We start from the raw sequence: 24000 nt of genomic DNA, 5'->3' as shown, positions 1-24000 counted from the left end.
GTGCGAGAATCTGCGGTGTTACGCAGCGTCGAAAAGGGGGACCACACGATGACGTCAGCAGAGGGCACCCGGGCGGCGAACCTGCCCGCGCGCCGCCGCGCCGACCTCACCGCCTTCATCCAGCAGCGCGGCCAGGCCACCATCGCGGAGCTGGCGAAGGAGTTCGCCGTCTCGGTCGACACCGTACGGCGGGATCTGGACCATCTGGCGGCGCGCGGCCTGGTGGCGCGCACCCATGGCGGGGCCGTGCCCGGGGGCGAACTCGCCACGGCGGACAGCCCGATGACGGACCGGCTGAACGAGCGCCGGGAGGCCAAGGAGGCCATCGGGACCGCCGCCGCCCGGCTGGTGCGGGACAACGAGACGCTGCTCGTCAACGGCGGCACCACGGTGCTCTCGGCGGTGGCCGCGCTCGGCGGCCACCGGGGGCTGACGATCGTCACCAACAATCTGCGGGTGCCGGGGATGGTCCCGGTTCAGGCCCTGCGCGATCTGTTCGTCCTCGGCGGTGGCTGCCGGACCACCGCGCTGGTCACCATCGGCCCGATACGCTTCCCCGACACCGCCGGGGTGAGCGCGGACACCGCCCTCATCGCGGTGGGCGGGGTCAGCGCCTCGGGACTTTCGGTGTCCAACATCCCGGAGGCCCAGATGATCCAGGAGATGATGGACTCCGCGTCCCGGGTCGTGGTGCTGGCGGACTCGGCCAAGTTCGAGCGCCGGGCGCTGGCCCTGATCTGCCCGCTCAGCCGTGTCGACGTACTGGTCAGCGAGCGGCCGCCGGGCGATGAGCTGGCCCACGCCCTGGAACGGGCCGGGGTCACGCTCGCCGGCCCGTACCTCCCCGAGGACGGCTGACCACACAGTGGCTCACATGAGCCGGTCCTTGGCCTTGTAGTACGCCCCGGCGAACGGCAGAAACCAGGCCGTCCCGTTGTAGAAGGGCACCGGGATCCGCGGGAAGCCGATGCCGCGCAGTGGATTGGCCTCCGGGCGGCCGTCCATCACCTCGGCCATGGCACGGCCCATGTACGTGGCCAGCTGAACACCGTGGCCGCAGTAGCCCATCGAGTAGTACACGCCGTCGGCCTGGCCGGCGTGCGGGACGCGGTCGTAGGAGAACCCGACGCTGCCGCCCCACACACAGTCGATGTCCACATGGCGCAACTGCGGGAAGACCTCCGCCATTTCGCGCTTCAGCACCGCTCCGCCGCGGCGGTCCGAGGCCGGGTCGGAGGGGGCGAAGTGGGCCCGGCCGCCGAAGGCGAGGCGCTGATCGGGGGTGAGCCGGATGTAGTGGCCGATGTCCTTGGAGTCGACCACCAGCCGGGCCTTCGGGATGATCTCCCGGGCCGGCTCCTCGCCCAGCGGCTCGGTGACGATGACGAAGCTGCCGACGGACACCAGCCGCTTGCGGAACCACGGCAGCGAACGGTCGGTGTACGCGTCGGTGGCCGCCATCACCTGCTTCGCCCGGACGGTGCCGTGCCACGTCTCCACCAGGAAGGAGCCGTCCGGTTCGCGGGTCACGGCGGTGGCGGCGTTGCGCTCGTGGATCCGCGCCCCGGCCCGTTCGGCGGCGGCCGCGAGGCCGTGGACGTACTTGCCGACGTGCAGCGCCGCGCTGAGCGGGTCCAGCAGCGCGCCGTGGTAGTAGTCCGAGCCGAGTTCGGCGCGCAGCTCATCCCGGCTCAGCAGCACCGTCTCATGGCCGAAGTTCTCGGCCAGATCGCGCTGCTGGGCCCTCTTCCGCTCGAAGTGCTCGGCCTTGTACGCCACACCGAGCCGGCCGCACCGGGTGAAGTCGCAGTCGATGCCCTCCTTCTCGGTCAGCTCCTCGACGACGTCCACCGCCGCGCGGAAGGCGTCGTACAGCTCGCGGGCGCGCGGCTGCCCGTAGCGCTTGCGCGCCTCGCCGGTGGAGATGGTGATGCCCTGGGTGCACATGCTGCCGTTGCGCCCCGAGGCACCGGAGCCGATCTTGCCCTTCTCCACGAGCAGGACGTCCGCGCCCTTGCGGGCGGTGTGCAGCGCGGTGGACAGTCCGGTGAGGCCGCCGCCGAGCCCTGGGCGGTGTGGATGACCTGGGACGGGTCGACGCCGATGGTCTTGTGCGCGTACGCGAAGGTCTCCCGGGAGGGCTTGTACGCACCCGCCTGCTGGGCGGTGATCACATGGTCGAAGTCCACGCCGACGCGCTCGATGTTCCGGGCGATCAGATCGTCGTTGGTGTTGGAGATGATGGCGATCTCGTAGCGGGACTTCAGGGCCCGCAGCGCGTCCGGCACCTCGGGGAACGGCCCGAAGCCGGACACCGCCTCCACCAGGGCGTCGCCGTCCGAGGTGCGGAACTCCAGTCCGTGCAGCCGCATCGCCTTCTCCAGGCTGGAGTGCAGCACCTCGTCGTACGGGCGGTACGCCTCCAGCACGGCCTGGAAGCGCATGACCCGGAAGTTGTCGAGGAACTTGTCGACATCCAGCCCGTCCAGGTCGAGCCGGTCCTGGAGCGTCTTGAGGGTCGCGGGGACGAGTTCGAAGTCGACGAGGGTGCCGTAGGCGTCGAAGGTCACTACCTGGCGCATGTACTCCACCGCACTGGGTTCAGCATCGTTGGGGGCAACTCACACCACCCGTTCGCCGGGGGCCACGATGTCGTCGAGGGCGGCCAGATCGGCCGCGTCGGGTATCCAGGCGGCGGCCGCCGGGTTGGCGGTGGCCTGCTCCGGGGTCATCGCTCCGCAGATCACGGAGCCCACCCCGGGGAGGGCGGCGAGCCCGCCGACCGCCACCCGCAGCAGCGGCTGGCCGCGCTCGGCGCCGTATGCCGTCAGCGCCTCGGCCCGGTCGAGGGCCGCGTCGGTCAGCCACCCCTGCCGCCAGGACAGCCTGCTGCCCGGCGGCGGTGGTTCGCCACGCCGGTACTTGCCACTGAGCAGGCCGTTGGCCAGCGGGCAGTACGGCAGCGGCGCGGTGCCCGCCCGGGTGGCGGCGGGGGCCCGCGCGGTTTCGGCGGTGCGGTCCAGCAGGTGGTAGCGGACCTGGGTGGAGACGAATCCGGGCACCAGCTGGGGCCCGGCCATGTTCGAGCAGCCGTAGTGGCGCACCACGCCCTCGGCCACCAGCTCCTCCAGCGCGGCGGCGGTCTCGGCGACCGGGGTGACACCGTCCGGCTCGTGGTATTGGTACAGGTCGATGTAGTCGGTGCCGAGCCGCCGCAGCGACATCCGGACGGCGTGCCGGAGGTACGCCCGGGAGCCGCGCGGGCCGAAGCGGTCGTACTCCGGCCCCATGGCCATGCCGAACTTGGTGGCCAGCACCACGGTGTCACGGCGGCCCTCGAGCGCCGCGCCGAGCAGCCGTTCGCTGTCCCCCGCCTGACCGGCCCCGCCGTAACCGCCGTAGGTGTCGGCGGTGTCGAAGAGGGTGATGCCCGCGTCCAGCGCGGCGTGGACGACGGCCCGGGTGGCGTCGCCGTCCAGCCGTGAGCCGAAGTTGTTGCCGCCGAGGCCCACGACCGAGACGCGTGGCCCGGTGGCCCCGAGCCGCCGGTAGCGCATCAGCCCTCCCCCACCGCGGGGCCTTGGCCGAAGCCGATGCACACGTTCTTCAGCCGGGTGTAGCCGTCCAGGGCGGCCAGCCCCTTCTCGCGTCCCCATCCGCTGTGCTTGTAGCCGCCGAACGGCAGCTCCACCCCGGTGCCCACGCCCACCGCGTTGACGTTGACCTGCCCGGCCCTGATCCCGTCGGCGAGGCGCATCGCGGTGGTCAGGTCGTGCGGCGGACCCTGGTGACGCTCAACGAGGCGGGGTGGCTGCGCGCCAGCCGGGGCGACATCACACGCTGGGAGGTCGGCGCCCGGGTGCTCGCGGTCCGCCCGGCCGCCCACCAGGGGTCGAGCCTGTTCGCGGCGGCACGCGAGCCGATGTGCCGGCTGCGCGACGCGGTCGACGAGACCATCCATCTGGCCGTGCCGGACGGACTGCGCTGCATGGTCATGGTCGACCGGGTCGACCGGGTCGACTGCAACCAGGCAGTGCGCACGTACCACCAAGTCGGCGACACCTCGCCGATGCACGCCACGGCCACCGGCCACGCGGTCCTCGCCCTCCTCCCCGCCGACGAGGTCGACGAGGTCATCGCGGACGGACTGGACCGCTACGGCGATGCCACCATCGCCGATCCGCACGAGCTGCGCGAGGAGCTCGAGCGGGTCCGGCGGGACGGCTACGCCCTCAATCGCAACCAGTACCTGCCCGATGTCTGCGCCCTCGCGGCGGAGATCAGCGCCCGTCGTTTCGAGTGATGGCTGTGCTGTCAGAGGATGTGCGAGCCATGCTCGGCGAGCGAATGCATCTTCATCAATAAGTCGACTTGCGGAAAGAGACATCGGATCTGTCTCGAGGAATATCCGCAGTCCTGACCTTGAATTTGCCTCCATCCGTTGACCTCATCCGATGTTTCTCCTAGGTTTCGGTCGACCCTGAACACTGGAGGCGGTAGATGAGATCCACGCTCAGGCGCATATCCCTGGCCGTCGCCGCGGCGACGGCGGTCTTCACCGCGGCATTACCGGGCACCGCGACGGCGCAGGACGGGCAGGGACAGCAGGGGCGTACGTATCACGTCGCCACCTGGGGCGCCGACCACGACAGCGGCAGCTCGCGCCATCCGTTCCGCACCATCGGCCGCTGCACCGAGCAGGTCGGGCCCGGGGACACCTGTCTGATCCACCGCGGGAACTACCGTGAGCGGGTCGCCCCGCCCTCGGGCCGCGCCGACGCCCCGGTCACCCTGGCGGCGTACGGGGACGGGGCGGTCACCATCGACGGGACACGGGCGGTGACCGGGTGGCAGGACGCGGGCGGCGGTCTGGTGGCCGCCGATGTGGACCTCCCGCTCGACCGCAGCGAGAACGCGCTGTTCCTGGACGGCGAGCGCGCCATGGAGGGCCGCTGGCCCAACTCCGGCTCCGATCCGCTCAATCCGTCCTGGGCGGTGGCCGAGCGCTCCTCCACCGACCAGCACATCGACGACCCGGATCTGCCGGACGGCGACTTCACCGGCGCCACCGTCCATCTGTGGGCCGGTTCCAACCCGTGGAGCCAGCAGACCGGCACCGTGACCGCCACATCGGACGGCGCCCTCGACTTCAAGGGCGGCAACTACCGCTGCACCCCGCTGTGCATGGGCGACCAGAACTACCGCAACTACTACCTGGTCGGCGCCAAGGCCACGCTGGACCAGCCCGGTGAGTGGTACTACGACAAGGACGCGGGCCGCCTCTATCTGGTCCCGCCCAAGGGCGGTATCGCGGGCCACACCGTGACCGCGAAGCACGAGAGCTGGGGCGTGGACCTCTCGCACAGCTCGCATGTCACCGTCCGCGGCCTCGAGCTGTGGGGCACCTCGCTGCGCACCGGCGCCGACAGCACCGGTGTGCTGGTCGAGGGGGTCCGGGCCCGCTACATCTCGGAGTTCTCCACGCTCCCCATGCCACGCGACGACGAACTGGCCATCCCGCCCGGCGAGGGCCACATCGTCGCCTCGCGGGTGCTGAACTCCGGTGTCCAGATCCTCGGTCGGGGCAACACCCTGCGCGACAGCGACATCGGCTACTCCGCGGGCACGGGTGTGCTGCTGCGCGGCAGCGGCAACACCGTCACCGGCAACTACATCCACGACGTGGGCTGGATGGGCAGCTACACCCCCGGTATCGAGGTCAACGGCGGCGGCCAGACCGTCACCCACAACACCATCCGCCGCACCGGCCGCGCGAGCATCGACACCGCCTGGCAGCTGAACGGGGTGCCCTTCCACGACAACCGGATCGCCTACAACGACCTCTCCGAGGCGATGCGCACCTCACGCGACGGCAGCCCGTTCTATGTGTGCTGCAACCTGGACGCCAAGGGCACCAGCGTCGACCACAACACCGTGCATGACGCGGACGGCCAGGTGGGCTACTACATCGACAACTCCTCCGGCAACTTCCTGCTGCACCACAACGTGGCGTACAACACCGGCACCCGCGGCACCTTCTTCAACGGCCACAGCAGTGTCAGCCTCGGCAACCGCGACCACAACTCCTCGTACGGCACGGGCATTTCCACCGCCGCCGTCCGGCTGAGCGGCGCGACCGACGCCACCGGGACGTATGTGAGCAACGACGTGGCGCTCACACCGATGGAGATCTCCGGCCCCGGCGACCCCGCCCCCGTCGTACGGAACAACCTGCTGCCGCCGGCCGATCCGCGCTACACCGACGCGCGCAACGGCGAACTCTGGCCGCGCGCGGACTCCCCCGCCATCGACGCGGGCGAGCAGGTCGACGGGGTGACCGGCGAGGTCCGGGGCGACGGACCGGACCAGGGCGCGTACGAGTACGGCGAGCCCATCTGGTCCTCCGGCTGCCGGCTGGCGGGCTGTGAGACCCGGGTCCGCAACGACGGCTGGAAGGCGACCGCCTCGGGTGGCGCCGATGCCTCGGCCGCCGTGGACGGGGTGCAGACCACCCAGTGGAAGGGCGACGCCCCCCAGGCCGCCGGTCAGTCCCTCACCGTGGATCTCGGCACCGCGAAGACCTTCGGCCGGCTGGCGATCGACGCGGGTCTTGACGCCACCGGACACCCCTCTGGCTTCACCGTCTCGGTCAGCCGCGACGGTGAGCACTGGGGGACGCCGGTGGCCCGGGTCAGCGGCCGCTCCTTCACCCAGGACGCGGTCTTCGGGCAGCGCACCGCCCGCTATCTGCGGATCGAGCTGACGCGGCCGGGCGAGAACCCGTGGGCGGTGAACGAGATCCGGCTCTACGCCGACGGCCCCGACGCGGCCGCCGCTCTTCAGGCGGAGCGCGCCGAGGTGGTCCGGGGTGTCGAACGCGGCGAGGCGGCCACCTCGGTCCTCGGAACGGGGGACGCGATCGGCTTCCGGGGCGTACGGTTCGGCGCGGGCGCGGACACGTTGACGGTGCGGCTGGCGTCCGGCGGCTGCGGGGACTGCGCCCTGCGGCTGCGCCTGGACTCACCCGAAGGACCGGTGGCGGCCACGCTTCCGGTGCGCGGGACCGGTGGCACGGACGAGTGGCGGGAGCGTTCGGTGCGTCTCCCCCGCACGGTGACCGGCTCCCATGACGTCTATCTCGTCGCCACGGGCGGCCACCGGGTGGCCGCCGTGGACTGGCTGACGTTGCGTTAGCCGCTCGGAGGTGGGGTCGTGGCCGCTCCCTGGCGGACCGCGCGCCCCACCTCCGTCCGCAGCGCGATGAACTCCGGCAGCCCCCGGGTGGCGATCTGGTCGCGTTCGGCGGGCAGCGCCACCGGCAGATCCGCCCGCACCCGGCCCGGTTCCGGAGCCAGCACCACCACCCGGTCCGCCACATAGACGCTCTCGTCGATGTCATGGGTGACCAGCAGAATCGTCATTCCCTCGGCCCGGTGCAGCCGCAGCAGCAGATCCTCCAGATCCTCCCGGGTCTGCGCGTCCAGCGCGCCGAACGGCTCGTCCATCAGCAGCAGCGCGGGCCGGGCGGCCAGGGCGCGGGCGAGCGCGACACGCTGCTGCATGCCGCCCGACAGCTGCCAGGGGTGGCGGCGGGCGGCGTCGGCCAGGCCCACCTGCTCCAGCATGGCCACCGCCGCCGCATGGCGTTCCGCGCGGGGCAGTCCGCGCCGCCGCAGCGGAAGGGCGACGTTCTCCCGCACCGAGAGCCAGGGGAAGAGCGAGCGGCTGTAGTCCTGGAAGACCACTCCGAGCCGGTCCGGGACGCCGTCCACCACCTCCCCGTCCAGGGTGATCCGCCCGGCGGAGGGGCGGATCAGGCCCGCGACACAGCGCAGCAGGGTGGACTTGCCACAGCCGGACGGGCCGACAAGGGTGACCAACTGCCCGTCGGGGACGGTGAGTTCGATGTCCTGGAGCACATCGGGGCCGTCGCCGTAGCGATGGCTGAGCCGGTCGATCCGCAGCATGTCCGCCTCACCGGGCCCAGGGCTCGTACGCCGGGGAGTCGTCGGCGGGGACCCGGACCTGGAGCAGCAGCGGCCCGTCGTCGCGGCCGAGGGCGAGCACCCGGTCGAGGGCCTTGGGGAGGTGGCCGGGGTGCTCCACCCGTTCGGCCGGGCAGCCGAAGGACCCGGCGAGCGCCGCGAAGTCGATACCGCCGATGTCGGTGCCCGGCACGGGTGCGATGCCGATGCGGTGGCCCAGTGCCTTCACCGCGCCGTAGCCGCCGTTGTCGAGCAGGACGTAGCTCACCGGGGCGCGGTGCCGGGCCGCGGTCCACAGGGCCTGCACCGAGTAGAGCGCCGAGCCGTCGCCGACGACGCACACCACCCGTTCGCCGTCCGCGAGGGCGCGGCCGACCGCGAGCGGCAGCCCCCAGCCCAGCGCGCCGCTGCCGGTGGTGAGGAAACGGCCCTCGCCGCTGATGGGGAGGCGGGCGTGGAGGGCGTCGCGGTGGCTGGGAGTCTCCTCGACCAGCACGGTGTCCCGGGGCAGCCGCTCGCGCAGCAGGTCCATCACCAGCTCGGGCGAGATCTCCTCCGTCGAAGTGACCGGCGGCGGCCCGGGGGCGGGCCGCGGCGGTGGCGCGGGCCGGTCGACGGGCCGGACGAGTTCGGTGAGGGTGCGCAGGGCGGGGCGGAGGGTGGTGACGACGCTGGTGCCCACCGGGAGCCACGCCGCCTGCGCGGGGTCGCAGTCGAGGTGGTACAGCTCGGTGCCGTCGGCGAGCGGCGGGGCCTCGCTGTGCACGTGGTAGGTGAACAGCGGGGCGCCGAGCGCGACCACCACGTCATGGGTGGCCAGCCGCTCCGCCAGCTGGTCGGCGACGGGTGGCAGAAACCCCTGGAAGAGCGGGTGGCGTTCGTCGAAGCCGGAGCGTCCGGAGAGCGGGCTGATCCACACCGCGGCCCGCAGCCGCTCGGCCAGTCCGGCCACTTCCCGTACGGCGCGCTCGTCGTCCACGCCCGGCCCGACGACCAGCGCGGGGCGCGCCGAGGCGTCGAGTGCTCGGGCGAGGCCGGTGAGCGCGGCGGGGTCGGCGGTGTAGCCGCCGTGCACGGTGCGCGGGGCGACCGGCTGGGCGGGGCGGTCCCAGTCGTCCTCCGGTACGGAGAGGAAGACCGGGCCCCGGGGGTGGCTCATGGCGACGCGGTGGGCCTCGGCGAGCGCGGCGGGCACATCGGCGGCCCGCTCCGGCTGCCTGCTGAACTTCACATACGGGCGCGGGAACCGGGCCGGTTCGTCGGCGCCGAGGAAGGGCCGCAGCGGCAGCAGCGCACGGGACTGCTGCCCCGCGATGATCACCACCGGCACCCGGTCCCGGTAGGCGTTGAACACCGCTCCCAGGGAGTGGCCCACTCCCCCGGCGGAGTGCAGGCTGACCAGCGCCGCCCGCCCGGTGCCCAGGGCGTGGCCCGCGGCCATGGCGACGGCGGTGGATTCTTGCAGGCCGAGCACATAGCGGAAGTCCTCGGGCCAGTCGCGGAACATCCGCAGTTCGGTGGAGCCCGGGTTGCCGAAGACGGTCGTCATCCCGGTGGCGCGGCACAGTGCCAGCACCGCCTCGCGGACCGTGGTGGTCGGGGGGTGGGTGGTGGGCCCGGCCATGGGGCCACCTCCTCTGCTGGGTGTGGGGGCGTGTCCTGCGTCTGCTGGACGGGGGCGGGTCCTGCTCACGGGTGGTCAGGTGCGGTGCGCCGCGCGGTGTCTGCCGAGAGCCAGGCGCTCGACGGCGAGCAGCGCGCTGTTGAGCAGATGCCCGAGCGCGCCGAGCAGCACCATCACCGCCCACACCGTGAGCAGATCGGAGCGGGTCTGCGCGTCGGTGAGCGAGAAGCCTATGCCGTCGGCGGTGCCGGGCAGCAGCTCCGAGAACACCATCAGGATGAGCGAGAGCGACAGGCTCAGCCGCAGCCCGGCGAAGATGCGCGGGAGCGCGGCGGGCAGATACAGCAGCACGATCCGCGCGGCGGGCCGCATCCGCACGGTGGCGGCGACGTCCAGGCGCAGCGGATCGATGCCGCGGACCCCCTCGGCCGTGTTGATCAGTACGGGCCAGATGGCGCCGAAGACGATGGAGGCGAGCTGCATCGGCGTGCCGAGGTCGAAGACCACGACGAAGACGGGCACCAGCGCGGGCGGGGGCACGGCGCGGGCGAACTGCAGCACCGGATCGCACAGCGCGTACACGGTGCGCGAGCGGCCCAGAGCGAGCCCCAGCACGATGCCACCGGCCGCGGCGAGGGCGAATCCGGCGAGCACCCGGCCGAGGCTGGGCAGCAGGTCGCGGACCGCCGCGTCGGTGAGGAACGCCCGTTCGGCGGGGCCGGAGAACCACAGGTGATAACCGTGGTCGACGATCCGGGCGGGGGTCGGGAAGAACACGCTGCCGCGGGCCCGCGCGGCGAGTTGCCACAGCGCCACGGCCACCACCGGGACGCCGAGCCGCAGCGCGAGGGTCCGGGGCAGCCGTTGTGCGGCACCGGGCGGGGTGGCCTGCGCGGTCATGTGCCGCTCCCGCGGTGCTCGGGCGCCCAGGGGAACAGCCGCCGTTCGACCGCGGTGAGCGCCAGGTTGATGACGAGGCCGAGCGCTCCCGCCCACACCACTCCGGCCAGTACGTCGCGGGTGCCGTCGGTGGCCATGCCCGCCTGGGCGATGAAGGTGCCAAGACCCTCGCCGAATCCGGCGAGGATCTCGCCGGCCACGGCGAGGATCAGGGCGGTGCCCGCCGCGATGCGCACCCCGGCGGCGATGAACGGGGCGGCCGACGGCAGACCCGCCATCAAGAGGACGGCGAGCCGCCCGAAGCCGAAGGCGCGCAGCGTGTCCTTGGCCAGCGGATCGGTCTCGCCGAGCCCGTAGACGGTGTTGAACAGCACGGGCCAGACACACGCGTAGGTGACGAGGGCGACCGTGGTCTCGCTGCCGGCGCCGAGCAGCAGCGACACCAGGGGGATGAGGGCCACCGACGGCACCGGGCGCAGGAACTCGATCAGCACCCGCGTTGCCTGCGCGGCCGCCGGGACACTGCCCAGCAGCAGCCCGAGGGGGATGGCGAGGGCGCAGGCGAGGGCGAGCCCGGTGGCCCATGCCTGGAGGGTCGCGCCGACGCCGTTCAGGAAGGCGGTGTCGCCGCCGAGTTCGACGGCCCGTACCAGCACCTCGGAGGCGGGCGGCAGGAAAGCGCTCCGCACCGTCCCGGAGCGGCCCAGGGCCTCGCAGGCGGCGAAGGCCACGAGCACGCCGACGGCGCCGAGCAGCGCGCTCCTGGCCCGCCCGGCGCGCTTCCGCCTGACCGTCGCGGGGCTCACTCGGCGGGCTGGTAGAGGACGGCGGCGGGGTCGAGGTCCTTGGTGAGCAGCTTCTGCGCCCGCATCAGCGAGATGAGCCGCTTCAGCTGGACGGCACTGGAGGTGGCCGGGTAGCCGGGCAGGCCGATGGCGGCGGCCTCCGCCGGCTTGATCTTCGTATAGCCGGGCAGTGTCTTCTCCACGGCGCCACGGTCCTTGGCGGCCACGGCCTGGGCGGCGGAGATGGCGCGCTGGAAGGCGGCGGCGGTCTTGGGGTACTTGTCGATGAAGGTGTCGGTGGTGACATAGCCGCTGAGCGGCAGTCCGGCGACGGGGGCCGCGTTGCCGTCGACCACCGTGCGGGCCTTCAGCTCGCGCTTGAGCGCGGTGGCGAAGGGCTCGGCGGCGTGCACGGCGTCCACCTGGCCCCGCTCCAGTACCGAGCCCATCTGCGGGAACGGCACCTGCCGGTAGTCGGGCCGGCCGGCTCCGGCCTTGCCGAGGGTGGCGTTGAGGGTGAGCGACTGGATGTTGTTGAGGATGTTGACCGCGACCTTCTTGCCCTCGAGGTCCCGCGGCTCCTTGATCTTGGAGTCGGCGGGCACCAGCACCTCCATCATGCGCGGGGCGTTGCGCGCGCCCTCGGCCAGCACCCGGGTGGCCAGGGTGCCCTTCTCGCGGGCCTGGAGGAACGTCACGAAGTTGGCGCCGCCGATGACGTCCACCTGGCCGTGGGCGAGCGCGGGCAGCGCCTGGACGCTCTGCTGGACCGGCTGGACGCGGACGTTCAGCCCTTCCTTCTCGAAGAGCTCGCGGTCCATGGCGATGTGCAGGGCGGCCACATCGGCGAGCGGCAGTCCGGCGACCGTGATCGTTTTCTTCTCCGGCCCGCTCCCGGCGCCGGAGTCCTCGTCGGAGCCGCCGCATCCGGCGAGAAGCACGGCGGTGACCGTGGCGGTCGCGGCCAACTTTGCCGGGGGTAAGCGCAGTTGGACTCTCATGGCATTTCACGATAAGGGCCGTGCGCTGTTCACACCATGGCCGGGAACACCTCGTCGAACAGGTCGAGCATGGCCCGCCAGGCCCGCTCGGCGGAGGGCCGGTGGTACCCGATCCCCGGGCGGGCCACCGGATCGGGGTCGAGGCCGGGGTGGGTGAAGCTGTGCAGTGCGCCGCCGTGGAGGTGCATGCGCCAGTCCACCCCGGCGGCCCGCATCTCCGCCTCGAAGGCCAGACGCCGCTCGACCGGGATGAACGGGTCCTCGGACCCCACACAGACCAGGACCTTGCCGGTGATGTTGGCGGCGTCCTCGGGCCGGGTGCTCGTCAGACCGGGGTGGAAACCGACCACGGCCTTGAGGTCCACGCCGCTCCGGGCGAGTTCGAGGGCCAAGGTGCCGCCCAGGCAGTAGCCGATGACGGCGAGCCGCGAGGTGTCGGCCCGGGGTTCGGCGGTCAGCACCGCGAGCCCGGCTCCGGCGAGCGCGCGCATGCGGTCGGGGTCGGCGAGCAGTTCGTCGATCCGGGCGAACATCTCCTCGCGGTCCTCGATGAACCGTCCGCCGCCGTGGTAGTCGAGGGCGAATGCCACATAGCCGAGTTCGGCGAGCCGGTCGGCGCGCTCGCGCTGGTGGTCGGTGATGCCGGGGCCCTCATGGGCGATCAGCACGGCGGGGCGCGGGTCCGTGCCCCCGGGCAGCGCCAGATGGCCCACCATGGTGGTGCCGTCCACGGGGTATTCGATGCGTCTGGTCGTCACCATCGCCGGGCTCCTTGTTCTTCGCCTTGGGGATTGAGGGGAAGCTAACAGCGGCGGTGCGCCGGGTTCGTGCGGCTTCGCCGGGGGCCGATTCGGTCTGCCGACAGCGAAGGCGCACCGAGTGGCCGGGCGGTGTATGGCAACGGCGGCCACCACCTGGCAGAGTGCGGCGCATGGACTATTCAGCCCATTTCCACCGTGAGATCGTGGCGTTCGAGCAGGCGGCCCGTGGCGCCGCCGACGGGGCGGACGCGCCGCTGATCCCCTCCTGCCCCGACTGGACGATGTCGGATCTGGTACTGCACCTGGGCGGGGTGCATCGCCTGGTCGCCCGCGTCATCCGGGAGCGGCTCGACCGGCAGCCGGACATCACGGACGCCGCCCTCTTCGAGCTTCCCGAGGACCGCGAGGGCTGGCCGGCGGCCACGGGCGGGCCGCATCACGGGCCGGTGCCGGTGAGTCTCGTCGACTGGTTCGCCGAAGGGGCCGCGCGGCTCGGGGGGCTGTTCCGGAGCGAGGATCCGGGGCTGGCGGTGTGGACGTGGTCGGCGGAGCGGACCGCGGGTTTCTGGCTGCGGATGCAGACCATCGAGGCGGCCCTGCACCGCTGGGACGCCGAGCAGGCGGCCGGCGGACCGGCCCGGCCGGTGGAGCCCGACCTCGCGGTGGACGCCGTGGCCCAGACCTTCGAGGTGATGGCCCCGGCCCGGCGGGCGTGGCGGGAGGCCCCGCCCGGGACGGGCGAGCGCTTCCGGTTCCGCCGGACCGACGGTCCGGGCCGGTGGACGGTCCGCTTCGACGGCGACGACGTACGGCTCACCACCGGCGCCGGGGACGAGGACACCGAGGGGGGGTCCGGCGATGTCGAGCTGGCCGGGACCGCGTCGGACCTGATGCTGTTCCTGTGGCAGCGGCTCCCCGCCGACCGGCTCGACAAGGTGACCGGCGACCAGGCGGCGCTCGACCGCTACTTCACCCTCGTCCCGCCCGTGTGAACCGCGGCCCGGCGAGTCGGCACCCCGCGGCCGGGGCCGCGGGGTGCGACCATGGCCGGAGCCGACCACGAGCGAGGGAGCCGCGAATGAACAGCGCCGATCTGCTGGCCGACGCCTTCGAGCGGGTACGCGAGGAGGTGCGGACGGCCGTGGACGGGCTCTCGGAGGGCGAGTTGGCCGTACGGCTGGACGGCGGGGCCAATTCGATCGCCTGGCTGGTGTGGCATCTGACCCGGGTCCAGGACGACCACATCGCCGACGCCGCGGGCACCGAGCAGCTGTGGACGTCGGAGGGCTGGGCCGAGCGGTTCGGTCTGCCGTTCCCGCCCGAGGCCACCGGCTACGGCCACCGGAGCAAGGACGTGGCGGCGGTGCGGGCGGACGCCGAACTGCTCACCGGGTACTACGACGCCGTCCACGAGAACACCCTGGCGTTCGTGCGCGGCCTGCGCGACTCCGATCTCGACCGGATCGTGGACGAGCGGTGGACCCCGGCGGTGACCCTCGGCGTCCGGCTGGTCAGCGTGGTCTCGGACGATCTGCAGCACGCAGGGCAGGCGGCGTTCATCCACGGCGCGATCCGCAGGCGATAGCGCGAAATCACCGGGATGCGGGGCTGTCGCACCGCCCGCATTGACATGCAGGCAATCACCTGCATAACGTTCGGTGTGAGCTCAGAGATGGACAAGGTCTTCAAGGCGCTGGCCGACCAGACCCGGCGGTATCTGCTGGACCGGCTGCATGAGCACAACGGCCAGACGCTGGGCGAGCTGTGCCGGCGGCTGGAGATGACCCGCCAGTCGGCCACCCAGCATCTGGCCGTCCTCGAGGCCGCCAATCTGGTCAGCACGGTGCGGCGGGGCCGCGAAAAACTCCACTACCTCAACCCCGTCCCCCTCAATGAGATCCAGGAGCGCTGGATCGACAAGTTCGAGCGCCCGCGACTGCGCGCGCTGAGCCTGGTGAAGCGACAAGCGGAGGAAACGATGGCCGACAAGCCGGCGTTCGTGTACGTCATCTATATCGAGAGCACACCGGAGAAGGTCTGGCACGCGCTGACCGACGCCGACCTCACGGCCGAGTACTGGGGCCACAGCAATGTGTCGGACTGGCGGGTCGGCTCCCCGTGGGAGCATCGGCGGACGGACGGCTCCGGCACCGCCGATGTCGTCGGCACGGTCGTGGAGAGCTCACCGCCCACCCGGCTGGTGACCACCTGGGCCGCGCCCGACGCGGATGCCACCGCCGAGCCCTCCCGGGTCACCTTCGACATCCAGCCGCACGGCGACATCGTCCGGCTGACCGTGACCCATGAGAACCTGGCCGACGAGGCCGAGCGGACCGCGGCGGCCGGTGGCTGGGCCGCGGTGCTGTCCAATCTGAAGTCGCTGATCGAGACGGGGAGCCCGCTGCCGCAGCAGCCCTGGCTGATCCCCCAGTGAACCTCGGTCACCGTGGGACGTGGGGGCTCACCGTGCGGCCCCACCGTCCCGGACCGTGATCCCCAAGGCGTCGGCGAGCATCGGCGCGAGCTCCATCAGCTGCCCGCCGTCGATGGTGGCGCCGCCCAGCGCGTCATAACCGTCGGCGATCTCCAGCCGGGTGGCCCCGCGCAGATCGACCTTGGCCATCCGTGCCTTGCCGAACCGCACACCCTCCAGCGCCGACCCCGGGAAGGCCACCTCCGTCAGCCCCGCGCCGCCGAGGTCCACATCGCGCAGCAGACAGTCCACGAAGGTGACATTCCGCAGCGTGGCGGTGCGGAGGTTCACCGATTCCAGCTTGCATCGGTGGAAGGTCACCCGGTGCAGCCGCGCGGAGAACATCTCAAGACCGGCCAGCACACAGCCGCCCAGCTCGCCGTCCAGCCAGTCGGTGTCCGCCAGGTCGGTGCCCACCCATCGCACCCCGTCCAGCCACACCTCGTTGAACCGGGCCCCGCGGCCACGGCCCCCGGTGAACGTCACCGAGGAGAACGCGGACTCGAGGAACCTGGCGTGGTCGCACACGGCTCCGTCGAAGGCGTCGCCGTCCAGATGAACGGTGTCGTAGTCGCCTCCTTCCACCAAGTCCCCGTCGAACGGCCGCAGATGGTCCGCGAAGGGCAGATCGGTGAGTTCACGGGGGGACGGCACCATGCGAGGGCTCACTTTCGGGGGGGCGGACCGCGTACGAGGCCGATAGTGCCATCCCCCACCGACATCCCCGCCGGGAGCGCCGGAGGGGCGGCCTCTGGACCGCCGTACACTCGCCGGAGGGCGATTACGTGCGCCGGATGGCCCATTCTCCGGTGTGCTGAGCGCATTTCTCCGGGGCCCCCTCCGTTAAATCGGACTGTCAGATCCATTCAGTCTGCGACCCGACACGGAGGAATCCATGCAGATCGCGAAGAAGGCCGCCCTGCTGGCCGCGACCGCCGGCACCCTGGCGCTCCTCGGCACCGGCACCGCCACCGCCAACGGCTACGGCGGCGGCTCCGACAGAAGCTCCGACGTCCCCAGCAGCATCAACCTGTCCAGCTTCATCTTCCAGAGCAACGACTGTGACACCCTCAACGGGGGCGCCTACTCCATCGGCGGTGCCGCCCCGAGCGGTGACGTCAACATCGGCAGCACCTGCCTCAACAACATCGGCGGGTAATCTCCGGCGGAACCCCGGCGAACGGGGTCGCCGTCTCGGCGTGCTCCCCTCACCTCACAGCGGTGAGAGGAGCACGTCTCTTTCGACCCGGATGACATGGTGCACCAAACGGGTCACTTCCCGGTGCGCTTACCCGACTTTCTCCGCATTTCCTCCGTTAAATCTGATCGTCAGATATCTCGCACTGCGACCCGACACGGAGGAATCCATGCAGATCGCGAAGAAGGCCGCCCTGCTGGCCGCGACCGCCGGCACCCTGGCGCTCCTCGGCACCGGCACCGCCACCGCCAACGGCTACGGCGGCGGCTCCGACAGAAGCTCCGACGTCCCCACCAGCGTCGACATCTCCACCTTCATCTTCCAGAAGAATGACTGTGACACCCGTAACGGGCAGGCGTTCTCCACCGGCGCGGTAGGCCCGAGCGGTGACATCAAGATCGGCAGCACCTGCCTGAACAACATCGGCGGATAACCTCCAACGGAACCCTGGCCGCCACAGTCGCTGAAGCAGCGCGCTCCCCTCACCCCCCTCAGGAGTGAGGGGAGCGCCGACTCATCCCCGTACCTGGATCAGCGCATGGGCGCCGCTGGTGCGCCAGTGGTCCTCGTGCGCGTCCAGCGTGGCCACGGTCCGCTCGTCGAGCCCGACGATGACATCCGACTTCAGGGTGCGCAGCGCGGCCACCGGGCCGGGGAAGTACCCGGTGCGGTCGGCGAAGGAGGTGGTCGGGGGCCACAGCCGGTCGCCGACGAGGCGGCGGTAGTTCAGATCGCCCTTCAGGACGGTGAGCGTGGCCGCGGCGAACTCGCCGCGCAGATCGCCGGGCATCTGCTCGTACGGCAGCGGGGCGCGGAAGAAGTCGTGCGCCCGCACCGTGAGCCGCCCGTCGCCCATGGCGGCCCACAGCCGTCCGCCGGTCCCCGCCGCGGCGCCCTCCGCCCGCACCAGACGGCGCAGACAGTCGACGACATCCTCGGTGGTGGCGTCGGATACGTAGTACGGATACGGCTTCACCTGGAGCACCACCCGCTCGGCGCGCCCGTGGTGGAGCACATGGTCGATGAGGACGAGGTCGGGGAGCAGCTCCCGCCCGGCGTTGTCCGCCACCACGCACAGTGTGGCCGGGGAGCCGACGGGCAGCAGCGACCACAGCGCCTCCGAGTCGTCCGCGACCAGCGGCGGGGTGTCGGCGCCAGGCGCGTCCGCGGCCGATGCGGAGATGCGGAAGCCCAGGTCCGCACGGTTGCCCCAGAGTGAGCCGTGCACCAGCGCGGCCGCCTGTTCCCCGGCGGGCTTGCGCAGGAGGTCGTCGAGCGTGGCCAGTTCGGCCTCGGCCTCGGGGGTGTCCAGCTCGGCCTGTTTGAAGGGGCGGAACGGGTCAACGCCCCGCCAGGGGCCGTCCGCGAAGTAGCCCACGGCCTCCAGGAGCCGGCGGTAGAAGTAGCTCTCCGCCCACAGGAACGGGACGTCGAACCAGGACCGGCCGAAGTGTTCCCGGCCCCACACCGCCCACCGGTCGTGGTCGTACGCGGTGGGCGGGAGCGGGGCGATGGTGCCCTCGGCGGCGTTGTCGCGCAACGCGTCGAGGGCGCGGTGCTGCCCGGGGCCGTACGGGAAGGCGTCGCGCACCTTCTCGATCAGTGCGGGATGGCGCTCGGCCAGCACACTCCGAGCGAACGATCCTGGCTCATCGCTGCGGATCACGGGCGCGTCGACGGTGTCGGACATGGCAGCCAGGGTCGCACACCGCGTGGTGGCGCGGCGGGGTCACCAGTGCGCGGGGCGGGTGAGGGACGGCGGCAGCCGGGTGGCGGCGTCACCCTTGGCCGCGTTCAGCTGGGCCTGGGTGAGGAAGACGGCCCCCCGCAGGTCGGCCGCGCTCAGGTCGGCGTCCCGGAAGTCGGCTCCGATCAGATCGGCCGCCGTCAGATCGGCCCGGGTGAGGTTCGCCGCGATGAGACAGGCGCCGCGGAGGTTGGCGCCCCGCAGATCGGCTCCCCTCAGGTCGGCGCCGATGAGATCGGCTCCCCTGCGGTTCTTCTTCTTGCCCGGGATCCGGGCCCGCACCAGCTCGCTCGTGCGCAGCAGCAGCTGATTGACCCGGTCGCGGTGGGCCGCCACATCGAGTTCCCTCAGCTCGGAGGCGCTGCCGAGGGTGAGGCGCTCGGTCTCCCGCAGCGCCTCACGCAGCGCGCCGTGGACGGGCCGGGCGGCCGGGAGGGCCAGCGCCTCGGTGAGGTACCAGAGCAGTTCGTGGAGGTGGCGCATGACGGGGAAGGCGGCGAACATCTCGGAGGCCGTCCCGGGGTGCCGCCGCCAGTCGCGGCCGTCGAAGGTGAGCTGGGAGACCTTCTGCCCGGCGCCGAAGCAGTCGTAGACCGTGCAGCCCGGGAAGCCCTCCTCGCGCAGCCGGGAGTGGATACCGCAGCGGAAGTCGGCCCGGAGGTTGCGGCAGGGCTCCCCCGCGTCCTTGCCGATCGCGAAGTCCGTGGAGGCCGCGAAGGGCAGGGCGACACAGCACAGCCCGAAGCAGTTGGCGCAGTCGGCCCGCAGGGCGGGGCGGTGCGCGGCGGCCGGGTCGGCGGAGGGGGGTTCGGTCGTATCTGACACCGTGCGTGGTCTCCCGCGTGGACAAGAGCACCGCGGTGCGGGCGGTGCTCGGTGGCGTTCCATTGTCGCAAGCGGAGTCAGCCGGGAATGATCAGCTCGATTCCATAGGCGGCGATCGCCAGGCACGCGGCGAAGCACACCACCGCCGCGGCCGCCGCCACCCTGTCGAGACGGCCGCGGCGGCCCCCGTGGCGCGGGGTGCCGCCACCGGCGCGGGCCCATGCGGTGACGCCGAGGGAGAACATCACGACCACCAGGACGGTGACCCCGAGGCTGACCCCGAAGACCCCGCCGATCGTGCCCCAGGTGGTGCCCATACGGATCACCTCCTTCTCGTGGGTCCTAGGGGGCTTCTGATGGATCTCCGCGGCGTCGCGACGCCCGGCACGCCCTCTCGCCGCACCGGACAAAACCCCTAGTAGCTCCGCTACGAGGGCTTCCGCCCGGCACGCCGAGAGCACGCTCCCCCAGCTACCGCTGGGAGGTGCCCCCTGACGCCGCTCCTTCCTCCACGGAGATCCGTCAGAAGCCCCCTAGCCGGGTCGGACGGTCGTGTCCAGGGTGCGCCCGGCGCGCTCGGGAACCCGCGGCTCGTTGACGTTGTCCGGGTTCACCGGGCGCCGGCGCGAGAGCACGTAGAAGCCCACCGCCGCCGCGACGGCGACGCCCGCGACCAGGGCCACCCCCGTGTTGCCCTGGCCCGCCACCCAGGCCGCCACCCCACCCACGGCCGCCGCCGCGGGCAGGGTCAGCAGCCAGGACACCGCGATCCGCCCGGCGATCCCCCAGCGCACATGGGCCAGCCTGCGGCCGAGCCCGGCGCCCAGGATGCTGCCCGTGCACACCTGCGTGGTGGACAGCGGGAAGCCCAGGTGCGAGGAGGCCAGGATCACCGCCGTGGCGCTGGTCTCGGCGGCGAAGCCCTGCGGGGGCTGGATGTCGGTCAGCCCCTTGCCCATGGTCCGGATGATCCGCCACCCGCCGACATAGGTGCCGAGTGAGATCGCCAGACCGGCGCTGAGCACCACCCACCACGGTGGCCCGGAGCCATGGCCGAGCACACCACCGGCGATGAGGGTGAGGGTGATGACCCCCATCGTCTTCTGCGCGTCGTTGGTGCCGTGGGCGAGGGCCACCAGGGACGCGGATCCCACCTGGCCCGCACGGAAGCCCTTCCGCGTCACGGGGGCGGCCGCGCGGTGGGTGATCACATACGCGAGATAGGTCGCCAGCATGGCCACCACACAGGCCACCACCGGTGAGGTGACCGCCGGAATCACGATCTTCTGGACGATCGCGGTGAAGCGCACCGCGGATTCCCCGGCGCCCACCCACACCGCGCCGATCAGCCCGCCGAACAGGGCGTGCGAGGAGCTCGACGGCAGCCCGGCGAGCCAGGTGATCATGTTCCACAGGATCGCCCCGATCAGCCCCGCGAAAATCATGACCGGGGAGACCTTGGCGTCGTCGACGATGCCGTTGGAGATCGTCTTGGCCACTTCCGTGGAGAGGAACGCCCCGGCCAGATTGAGCACCGCGGCGACGAGGACGGCGAGCCGGGGCGACAGCGCCCCCGTGGCGATGGACGTGGCCATCGAATTGGCCGTGTCGTGGAAGCCGTTGGTGAAGTCGAAGGCCAGTGCCGTGAGGATGACGGCCACCAGAAGGAAGGAGACGGAGTCCATTCCCGACCTCCCGCACCAGGAGTGGCCCGGCACATCGACCGCGTCGGACCGTCTCGTGAGGACCGCTGTCTGATGTCCACTGTCTGATGTCCACGCTAAGCGCGGTGTCAGACGGGCGCCAACGCTGATGTACGGCCCAACGGCCGGGCCGGGTCGGCGCCGTGGAATACGGCCCCGCCCGGCTCCGGTGCCGTGCCGCTCCCGCCGGCCGGAGGGCTCACGGGCGGCTCAGGGAGGCGCGGGCGTTGAGCGTGCGCACATCGCCTCCGGTGGTGTCCCGGTAGGTGTCGGTGACGCGGGCGAGCTCCTCGGGGGTCCGGGCACCGGCCCGGTTCATGGCCCGGTTCGCCCGTACGACGGCCGCCGTCGCCTCGCGGCGCTCGGTCTCGTAGCGGGCCAGCGCGGTGGGCACATCGTCCGTCCGCGCGAGCTCGCTGGCGAGGACGCGGGCGTCCACGACGGCCTGGGACGCGCCGTTGGCCCCCACCGGATACATCGGATGTGCGGCGTCGCCGAGCAGGGTCACCCGGCCACTCCCCCACCACGGCAGCGGCTCCCGGTCGACCATCGGGTATTCGAGGATCTCGTCGCAGCCGGTCAGCAGACCCGGCACATCGAGCCAGCCGAGCCGCCAGTCCTCGAAGTGCGGCAGCACATCGGCGAGCCGCCCCGCCCGGTGCCAGGCCGCCTCCCCGGTGAGCGGCCCGGGTTCGGACATCCGCACCTGGCAGACCCAATTGGCCCGGCCGCCGCCGATCGGATACGCGACCAGCTCGGCGTCCTCGTCGCGCACGATCACCATCGAGCGCCCGGTCAGAAACGGCTCGGCTCGTGTGGTGCCCCGCCACATCCGGATGCCCGACCACAGCAGCGGGCCGTCCTGCGGGTGCAGCGCGGCACGGACCGCGGAATGCAGCCCATCGGCGCCGATCAGCGCCCGCGCGGCCGTCTCCTCGACCGTCCCCGTCGCCCGGTCGAGGACGCGTACGCGTACGCTGTCCCGCTGCCCAGAGTCCTCGAATCCCACCATCCGCGCCCCGGTGCGGACCGCGTCCGCGCCCAGGCGCTCGCGGACCGCCGCGAGGAGCAGCCGCTGGAGCTCCCCGCGGTGGACCGAGTACTGCGGCCAGCGGTAGCCCTGGGCCAGGCCACGCGGCTCGGTGAAGATCCGCTTGCCGAACCGGTCGCAGTACACGTTCTCGGCGGTGGCCACGCCGATGGCGGCGAGCTCGTCGCCGAGGCCGAGTTCGATGAGCTCGCGCACGGCGTGCGGCAGCAGATTGATCCCGACGCCGAGTGGCCGGATCTCGCGGGTGCTCTCGACGACCGCCGTCTCGACCCCGGCGGCGTGCAGGCTCAGGGCGGTGGCCGGTCCGCCGATCCCGCCCCCGGCGATGAGCACACGCATCATTCGGCCCCGGCCCCGGGGCGGATCTCGGAGGGGACCTCGGGACGGATCCCGGGGCCGTCCGCGGAGCGGATCTCGGGGCGGTCGATGATGCGCAGCCAGGTGCCGTCCGGCTGGCGGCGGGCCACCTGCACCCGGCCGCCGGTGTCGTCGGCGGGGCGGGTCGAGGTGAGGGCCAGATCGCCGTAGCGGACGGTCGGCAGCGCCTCCTCCACCCGGAAGGGGCGCGGGGCGTGCGCCAGCATCCGCTCGCAGACGGCACGGATCGCCTCGCGGCCGACGGTCGTGGCACCCGGCGGGTAGGCCAGAACCGCGTCGGGTTCGTACAGCTCGGCCAGCCCCTCGGCGTCCCCGGCGTTGGCACGCTCCACGAACAGCCGGGCCAGATCCTCGGGGGTGGTGGCGCGGGCACGGGTCTCGGTCATGGTCGACTCCTTATCTCCGCCTCCACCCTCCGGCGGGCGCGACCAGAAGTCCAAGAGATGGTTGGTCTGGTTGCTAGAATCATCGCTTATGGAGCTGCGGCAGCTTGAGTACTTCGTGGCGGTGGCCGAGGAGCGGAACTTCACCCGGGCCGCGGAGAAGGTGCATGTGGCCCAGCCGGGGGTCAGCGCACAGATCCGCCGGCTGGAGCGCGAGCTGGGCGAGCGGCTGCTGGACCGCTCGGGCCGCTCGGTGCGGCTGACCGAGGCGGGCGCGGCGGTGCTCCCGTACGCGCGGGCGGCGCTCGCGGCGGTGGAGGGCGCCCGGCTCGCCGTGGACGAACTGACGGGGCTGCTGCGCGGGCATGTGGCGGTCGGGACGGTCACCTCGCACAGCGTGGATCTGCCGGGGCTGCTGGCGGAGTTCCACGACGCCCATCCGGCGGTGGAGATCACCCTCACCGAGGCCACTTCGGATGAGCTGCTGGAGGGTCTGCGCACGGGACGGCTCGACGCGGCGATCGTCAGCGTGGGCGCCACGACCCCGGCCGGGGTCGAACTGGAGGTGATCACGGATCAGCCGATCGTGGCCGCGGTTCGCCCCGACCACGAACTCGCCGCGCACACGGCCATCTCGCTGGACACCCTGCGGGGCCGTGCGCTGATCAGCCTGCCGCGCGGCACGGGGCTGCGCACCCGGATCGACGAGGCGTGCGCGGCCGCCGGTTTCACCCCGCACATCGCCTTCGAGGCCAGCGATCCGGAGGTGCTGGCACAGCTCGCCGAGCGGGGGCTGGGCGCGGCGATCCTGCCCGGTGCGTTCGCCGAGACGCGGTCGGACCGGCTGCGGTCGGTCCGCATCGACCGGCCGGCCCTGCGGGGGCGGCTGGCCTTCGCCTGGCGGGCGGACGGCCCGAGCGGTCCGGCCGGCCGGGCCCTGGTCGAGCGCGCCCGTACCGCCCTGGCGGCCGCCTCGGCCACCTCAGCGCGCCGCCGGGTGAGCACTCGTCCTCCCCGCGCACACCGCACTCCCCGTTGACAGCTCGCCGGGGCGGATCCCACAATTGCGCTCATGATCAGGCACCGGTTCGACGCGACGGGACTTCTACGCGCCCCGGACCGGACCGGGTGTGAGCGCTCGGGCCTCTAACCGGGACTCTCCGTATCCCGCGGCCACCGCCCCCGC

25 protein-coding genes and 1 pseudogene are annotated in these 24000 nt (G+C 72.3%); 9 read left to right on the top strand and 17 right to left on the bottom strand.

Features of this window, described 5'->3' with window-relative positions; genetic code table 11:
- The first annotated feature begins 48 nt into the window (after nucleotides 1–48).
- Complete coding sequence (locus LIV37_RS48170; RefSeq protein ID WP_020874360.1) at nucleotides 49–858, top strand: DeoR/GlpR family DNA-binding transcription regulator; 810 nt, start codon at nucleotides 49–51, stop codon at nucleotides 856–858.
- A 12-nt stretch (nucleotides 859–870) separates the two neighbouring features.
- On the opposite strand, the gene LIV37_RS48165 is transcribed toward LIV37_RS48170, so the two are convergent.
- The 4 genes and pseudogenes from LIV37_RS48165 to LIV37_RS52830 form a co-directional block, all read right to left on the bottom strand.
- Nucleotides 871–2001 carry an NAD(P)/FAD-dependent oxidoreductase gene (locus LIV37_RS48165; RefSeq protein ID WP_243146567.1) on the bottom strand — a complete coding sequence of 377 codons (1131 nt, stop codon included), beginning with the start codon at nucleotides 1999–2001 and terminating at the stop codon, nucleotides 871–873.
- 86 nt (nucleotides 2002–2087) lie between these two features.
- Nucleotides 2088–2582, bottom strand: a pseudogene (locus tag LIV37_RS48160) (HAD-IA family hydrolase); the annotation flags it as partial.
- 39 nt (nucleotides 2583–2621) lie between these two features.
- Nucleotides 2622–3557 carry an aldo/keto reductase gene (locus LIV37_RS48155; RefSeq protein ID WP_020874357.1) on the bottom strand — a complete coding sequence of 312 codons (936 nt, stop codon included), beginning with the start codon at nucleotides 3555–3557 and terminating at the stop codon, nucleotides 2622–2624.
- The gene (locus tag LIV37_RS52830) at nucleotides 3557–3757 is read right to left on the bottom strand and encodes an aldehyde dehydrogenase family protein (RefSeq protein WP_020874356.1); all 201 of its coding nucleotides are present in this window, start codon (nucleotides 3755–3757) and stop codon (nucleotides 3557–3559) included. Before LIV37_RS52830 ends, LIV37_RS48155 begins: the two co-directional genes overlap by 1 nt.
- A gap of 15 nt (nucleotides 3758–3772) precedes the next feature.
- Here LIV37_RS52830 and LIV37_RS48145 point away from each other — a divergent pair, with 15 nt between their 5' ends.
- Together LIV37_RS48145 and LIV37_RS48140 are read left to right on the top strand one after the other, a co-directional pair.
- Nucleotides 3773–4303 carry an IclR family transcriptional regulator gene (locus LIV37_RS48145; protein ID WP_020874355.1) on the top strand — a complete coding sequence of 177 codons (531 nt, stop codon included), beginning with the start codon at nucleotides 3773–3775 and terminating at the stop codon, nucleotides 4301–4303.
- A 197-nt stretch (nucleotides 4304–4500) separates the two neighbouring features.
- Nucleotides 4501–7194: a carbohydrate-binding protein gene (locus tag LIV37_RS48140; RefSeq protein WP_020874354.1), complete on the top strand. Its 2694-nt coding sequence runs from the start codon at nucleotides 4501–4503 to the stop codon at nucleotides 7192–7194.
- Here the strand turns inward: LIV37_RS48140 and LIV37_RS48135 are convergent.
- From LIV37_RS48135 to LIV37_RS48110, 6 genes are all read right to left on the bottom strand, one after another.
- Nucleotides 7191–7967 (bottom strand): ABC transporter ATP-binding protein, encoded by a 777-nt coding sequence (locus tag LIV37_RS48135; RefSeq protein WP_020874353.1) that lies wholly within the window; start codon nucleotides 7965–7967, stop codon nucleotides 7191–7193. The genes LIV37_RS48140 and LIV37_RS48135 overlap by 4 nt on opposite strands.
- A 7-nt stretch (nucleotides 7968–7974) precedes the next feature.
- Entirely contained in the window at nucleotides 7975–9609 is a 1635-nt protein-coding gene (gene mdlC, locus LIV37_RS48130; protein ID WP_020874352.1) for a benzoylformate decarboxylase, read from the bottom strand.
- A 75-nt stretch (nucleotides 9610–9684) separates the two neighbouring features.
- Nucleotides 9685–10509, bottom strand: a complete 825-nt coding sequence (locus LIV37_RS48125; protein ID WP_020874351.1) for an ABC transporter permease — start codon at nucleotides 10507–10509, stop codon at nucleotides 9685–9687.
- Nucleotides 10506–11315 (bottom strand): ABC transporter permease, encoded by an 810-nt coding sequence (locus tag LIV37_RS48120; protein WP_121826502.1) that lies wholly within the window; start codon nucleotides 11313–11315, stop codon nucleotides 10506–10508. The genes LIV37_RS48125 and LIV37_RS48120 overlap by 4 nt, the downstream gene beginning before the upstream one ends.
- Entirely contained in the window at nucleotides 11312–12295 is a 984-nt protein-coding gene (locus LIV37_RS48115; protein WP_185058109.1) for an ABC transporter substrate-binding protein, read from the bottom strand. Before LIV37_RS48115 ends, LIV37_RS48120 begins: the two co-directional genes overlap by 4 nt.
- Nucleotides 12296–12324: 29 nt before the next feature.
- Nucleotides 12325–13056, bottom strand: a complete 732-nt coding sequence (locus LIV37_RS48110; RefSeq protein ID WP_020874348.1) for a dienelactone hydrolase family protein — start codon at nucleotides 13054–13056, stop codon at nucleotides 12325–12327.
- 170 nt (nucleotides 13057–13226) lie between these two features.
- On the opposite strand from LIV37_RS48110, the gene LIV37_RS48105 reads away from it, so the two are divergent.
- The 3 genes from LIV37_RS48105 (at nucleotide 13227) to LIV37_RS48095 (ending at nucleotide 15490) form a co-directional block, all read left to right on the top strand.
- Nucleotides 13227–14048, top strand: a complete 822-nt coding sequence (locus LIV37_RS48105; RefSeq protein WP_020874347.1) for a maleylpyruvate isomerase family mycothiol-dependent enzyme — start codon at nucleotides 13227–13229, stop codon at nucleotides 14046–14048.
- Nucleotides 14049–14134: 86 nt separating this feature from the next.
- Nucleotides 14135–14641, top strand: coding sequence for a mycothiol transferase (locus tag LIV37_RS48100; protein WP_020874346.1), 507 nt, complete (start codon nucleotides 14135–14137; stop codon nucleotides 14639–14641).
- A gap of 87 nt (nucleotides 14642–14728) precedes the next feature.
- On the top strand, nucleotides 14729–15490 hold the full coding sequence (locus tag LIV37_RS48095) for an ArsR/SmtB family transcription factor (protein ID WP_020874345.1): 762 nt from the start codon (nucleotides 14729–14731) through the stop codon (nucleotides 15488–15490).
- A gap of 27 nt (nucleotides 15491–15517) precedes the next feature.
- Here the strand turns inward: LIV37_RS48095 and LIV37_RS48090 are convergent, their stop codons facing one another.
- Nucleotides 15518–16186, bottom strand: coding sequence for a pentapeptide repeat-containing protein (locus LIV37_RS48090; protein WP_020874344.1), 669 nt, complete (start codon nucleotides 16184–16186; stop codon nucleotides 15518–15520).
- A 238-nt stretch (nucleotides 16187–16424) separates the two neighbouring features.
- On the opposite strand from LIV37_RS48090, the gene LIV37_RS48085 reads away from it, so the two are divergent.
- Together LIV37_RS48085 and LIV37_RS48080 are read left to right on the top strand one after the other, a co-directional pair.
- The gene (locus LIV37_RS48085) at nucleotides 16425–16688 is read left to right on the top strand and encodes a hypothetical protein (protein ID WP_020874343.1); all 264 of its coding nucleotides are present in this window, start codon (nucleotides 16425–16427) and stop codon (nucleotides 16686–16688) included.
- A 208-nt stretch (nucleotides 16689–16896) separates the two neighbouring features.
- Nucleotides 16897–17160, top strand: coding sequence for a hypothetical protein (locus tag LIV37_RS48080; protein WP_020874342.1), 264 nt, complete (start codon nucleotides 16897–16899; stop codon nucleotides 17158–17160).
- Nucleotides 17161–17241: 81 nt separating this feature from the next.
- Here the strand turns inward: LIV37_RS48080 and LIV37_RS48075 are convergent, their stop codons facing one another.
- From LIV37_RS48075 to LIV37_RS48050, 6 genes are all read right to left on the bottom strand, one after another.
- The gene (locus LIV37_RS48075) at nucleotides 17242–18417 is read right to left on the bottom strand and encodes a damage-control phosphatase ARMT1 family protein (RefSeq protein WP_020874341.1); all 1176 of its coding nucleotides are present in this window, start codon (nucleotides 18415–18417) and stop codon (nucleotides 17242–17244) included.
- A gap of 39 nt (nucleotides 18418–18456) precedes the next feature.
- A complete protein-coding gene (locus LIV37_RS48070) occupies nucleotides 18457–19299 on the bottom strand; it encodes a pentapeptide repeat-containing protein (RefSeq protein WP_020874340.1) in 843 nt (280 codons plus the stop codon).
- Nucleotides 19300–19376: 77 nt separating this feature from the next.
- Entirely contained in the window at nucleotides 19377–19616 is a 240-nt protein-coding gene (locus tag LIV37_RS48065) for a hypothetical protein (RefSeq protein ID WP_020874339.1), read from the bottom strand.
- A gap of 216 nt (nucleotides 19617–19832) precedes the next feature.
- Nucleotides 19833–20984 (bottom strand): inorganic phosphate transporter, encoded by a 1152-nt coding sequence (locus tag LIV37_RS48060; RefSeq protein WP_020874338.1) that lies wholly within the window; start codon nucleotides 20982–20984, stop codon nucleotides 19833–19835.
- A gap of 217 nt (nucleotides 20985–21201) precedes the next feature.
- The gene (locus tag LIV37_RS48055) at nucleotides 21202–22392 is read right to left on the bottom strand and encodes a flavin-dependent oxidoreductase (RefSeq protein WP_121826503.1); all 1191 of its coding nucleotides are present in this window, start codon (nucleotides 22390–22392) and stop codon (nucleotides 21202–21204) included.
- Nucleotides 22392–22817: a YybH family protein gene (locus LIV37_RS48050; protein WP_020874336.1), complete on the bottom strand. Its 426-nt coding sequence runs from the start codon at nucleotides 22815–22817 to the stop codon at nucleotides 22392–22394. Before LIV37_RS48050 ends, LIV37_RS48055 begins: the two co-directional genes overlap by 1 nt.
- Nucleotides 22818–22905: 88 nt before the next feature.
- Here LIV37_RS48050 and LIV37_RS48045 point away from each other — a divergent pair, with 88 nt between their 5' ends.
- On the top strand, nucleotides 22906–23853 hold the full coding sequence (locus LIV37_RS48045) for a LysR family transcriptional regulator (RefSeq protein ID WP_020874335.1): 948 nt from the start codon (nucleotides 22906–22908) through the stop codon (nucleotides 23851–23853).
- Nucleotides 23854–24000 lie beyond the last annotated feature (147 nt).

It is taken from the genome of Streptomyces rapamycinicus NRRL 5491 (genome assembly GCF_024298965.1).
In the GTDB taxonomy this organism is placed as follows: Bacteria; Actinomycetota; Actinomycetes; order Streptomycetales; family Streptomycetaceae; genus Streptomyces; species Streptomyces rapamycinicus.
Note: the sequence above shows the minus strand (reverse complement) of the source record. Positions and strands in the feature narration are given on the sequence as shown.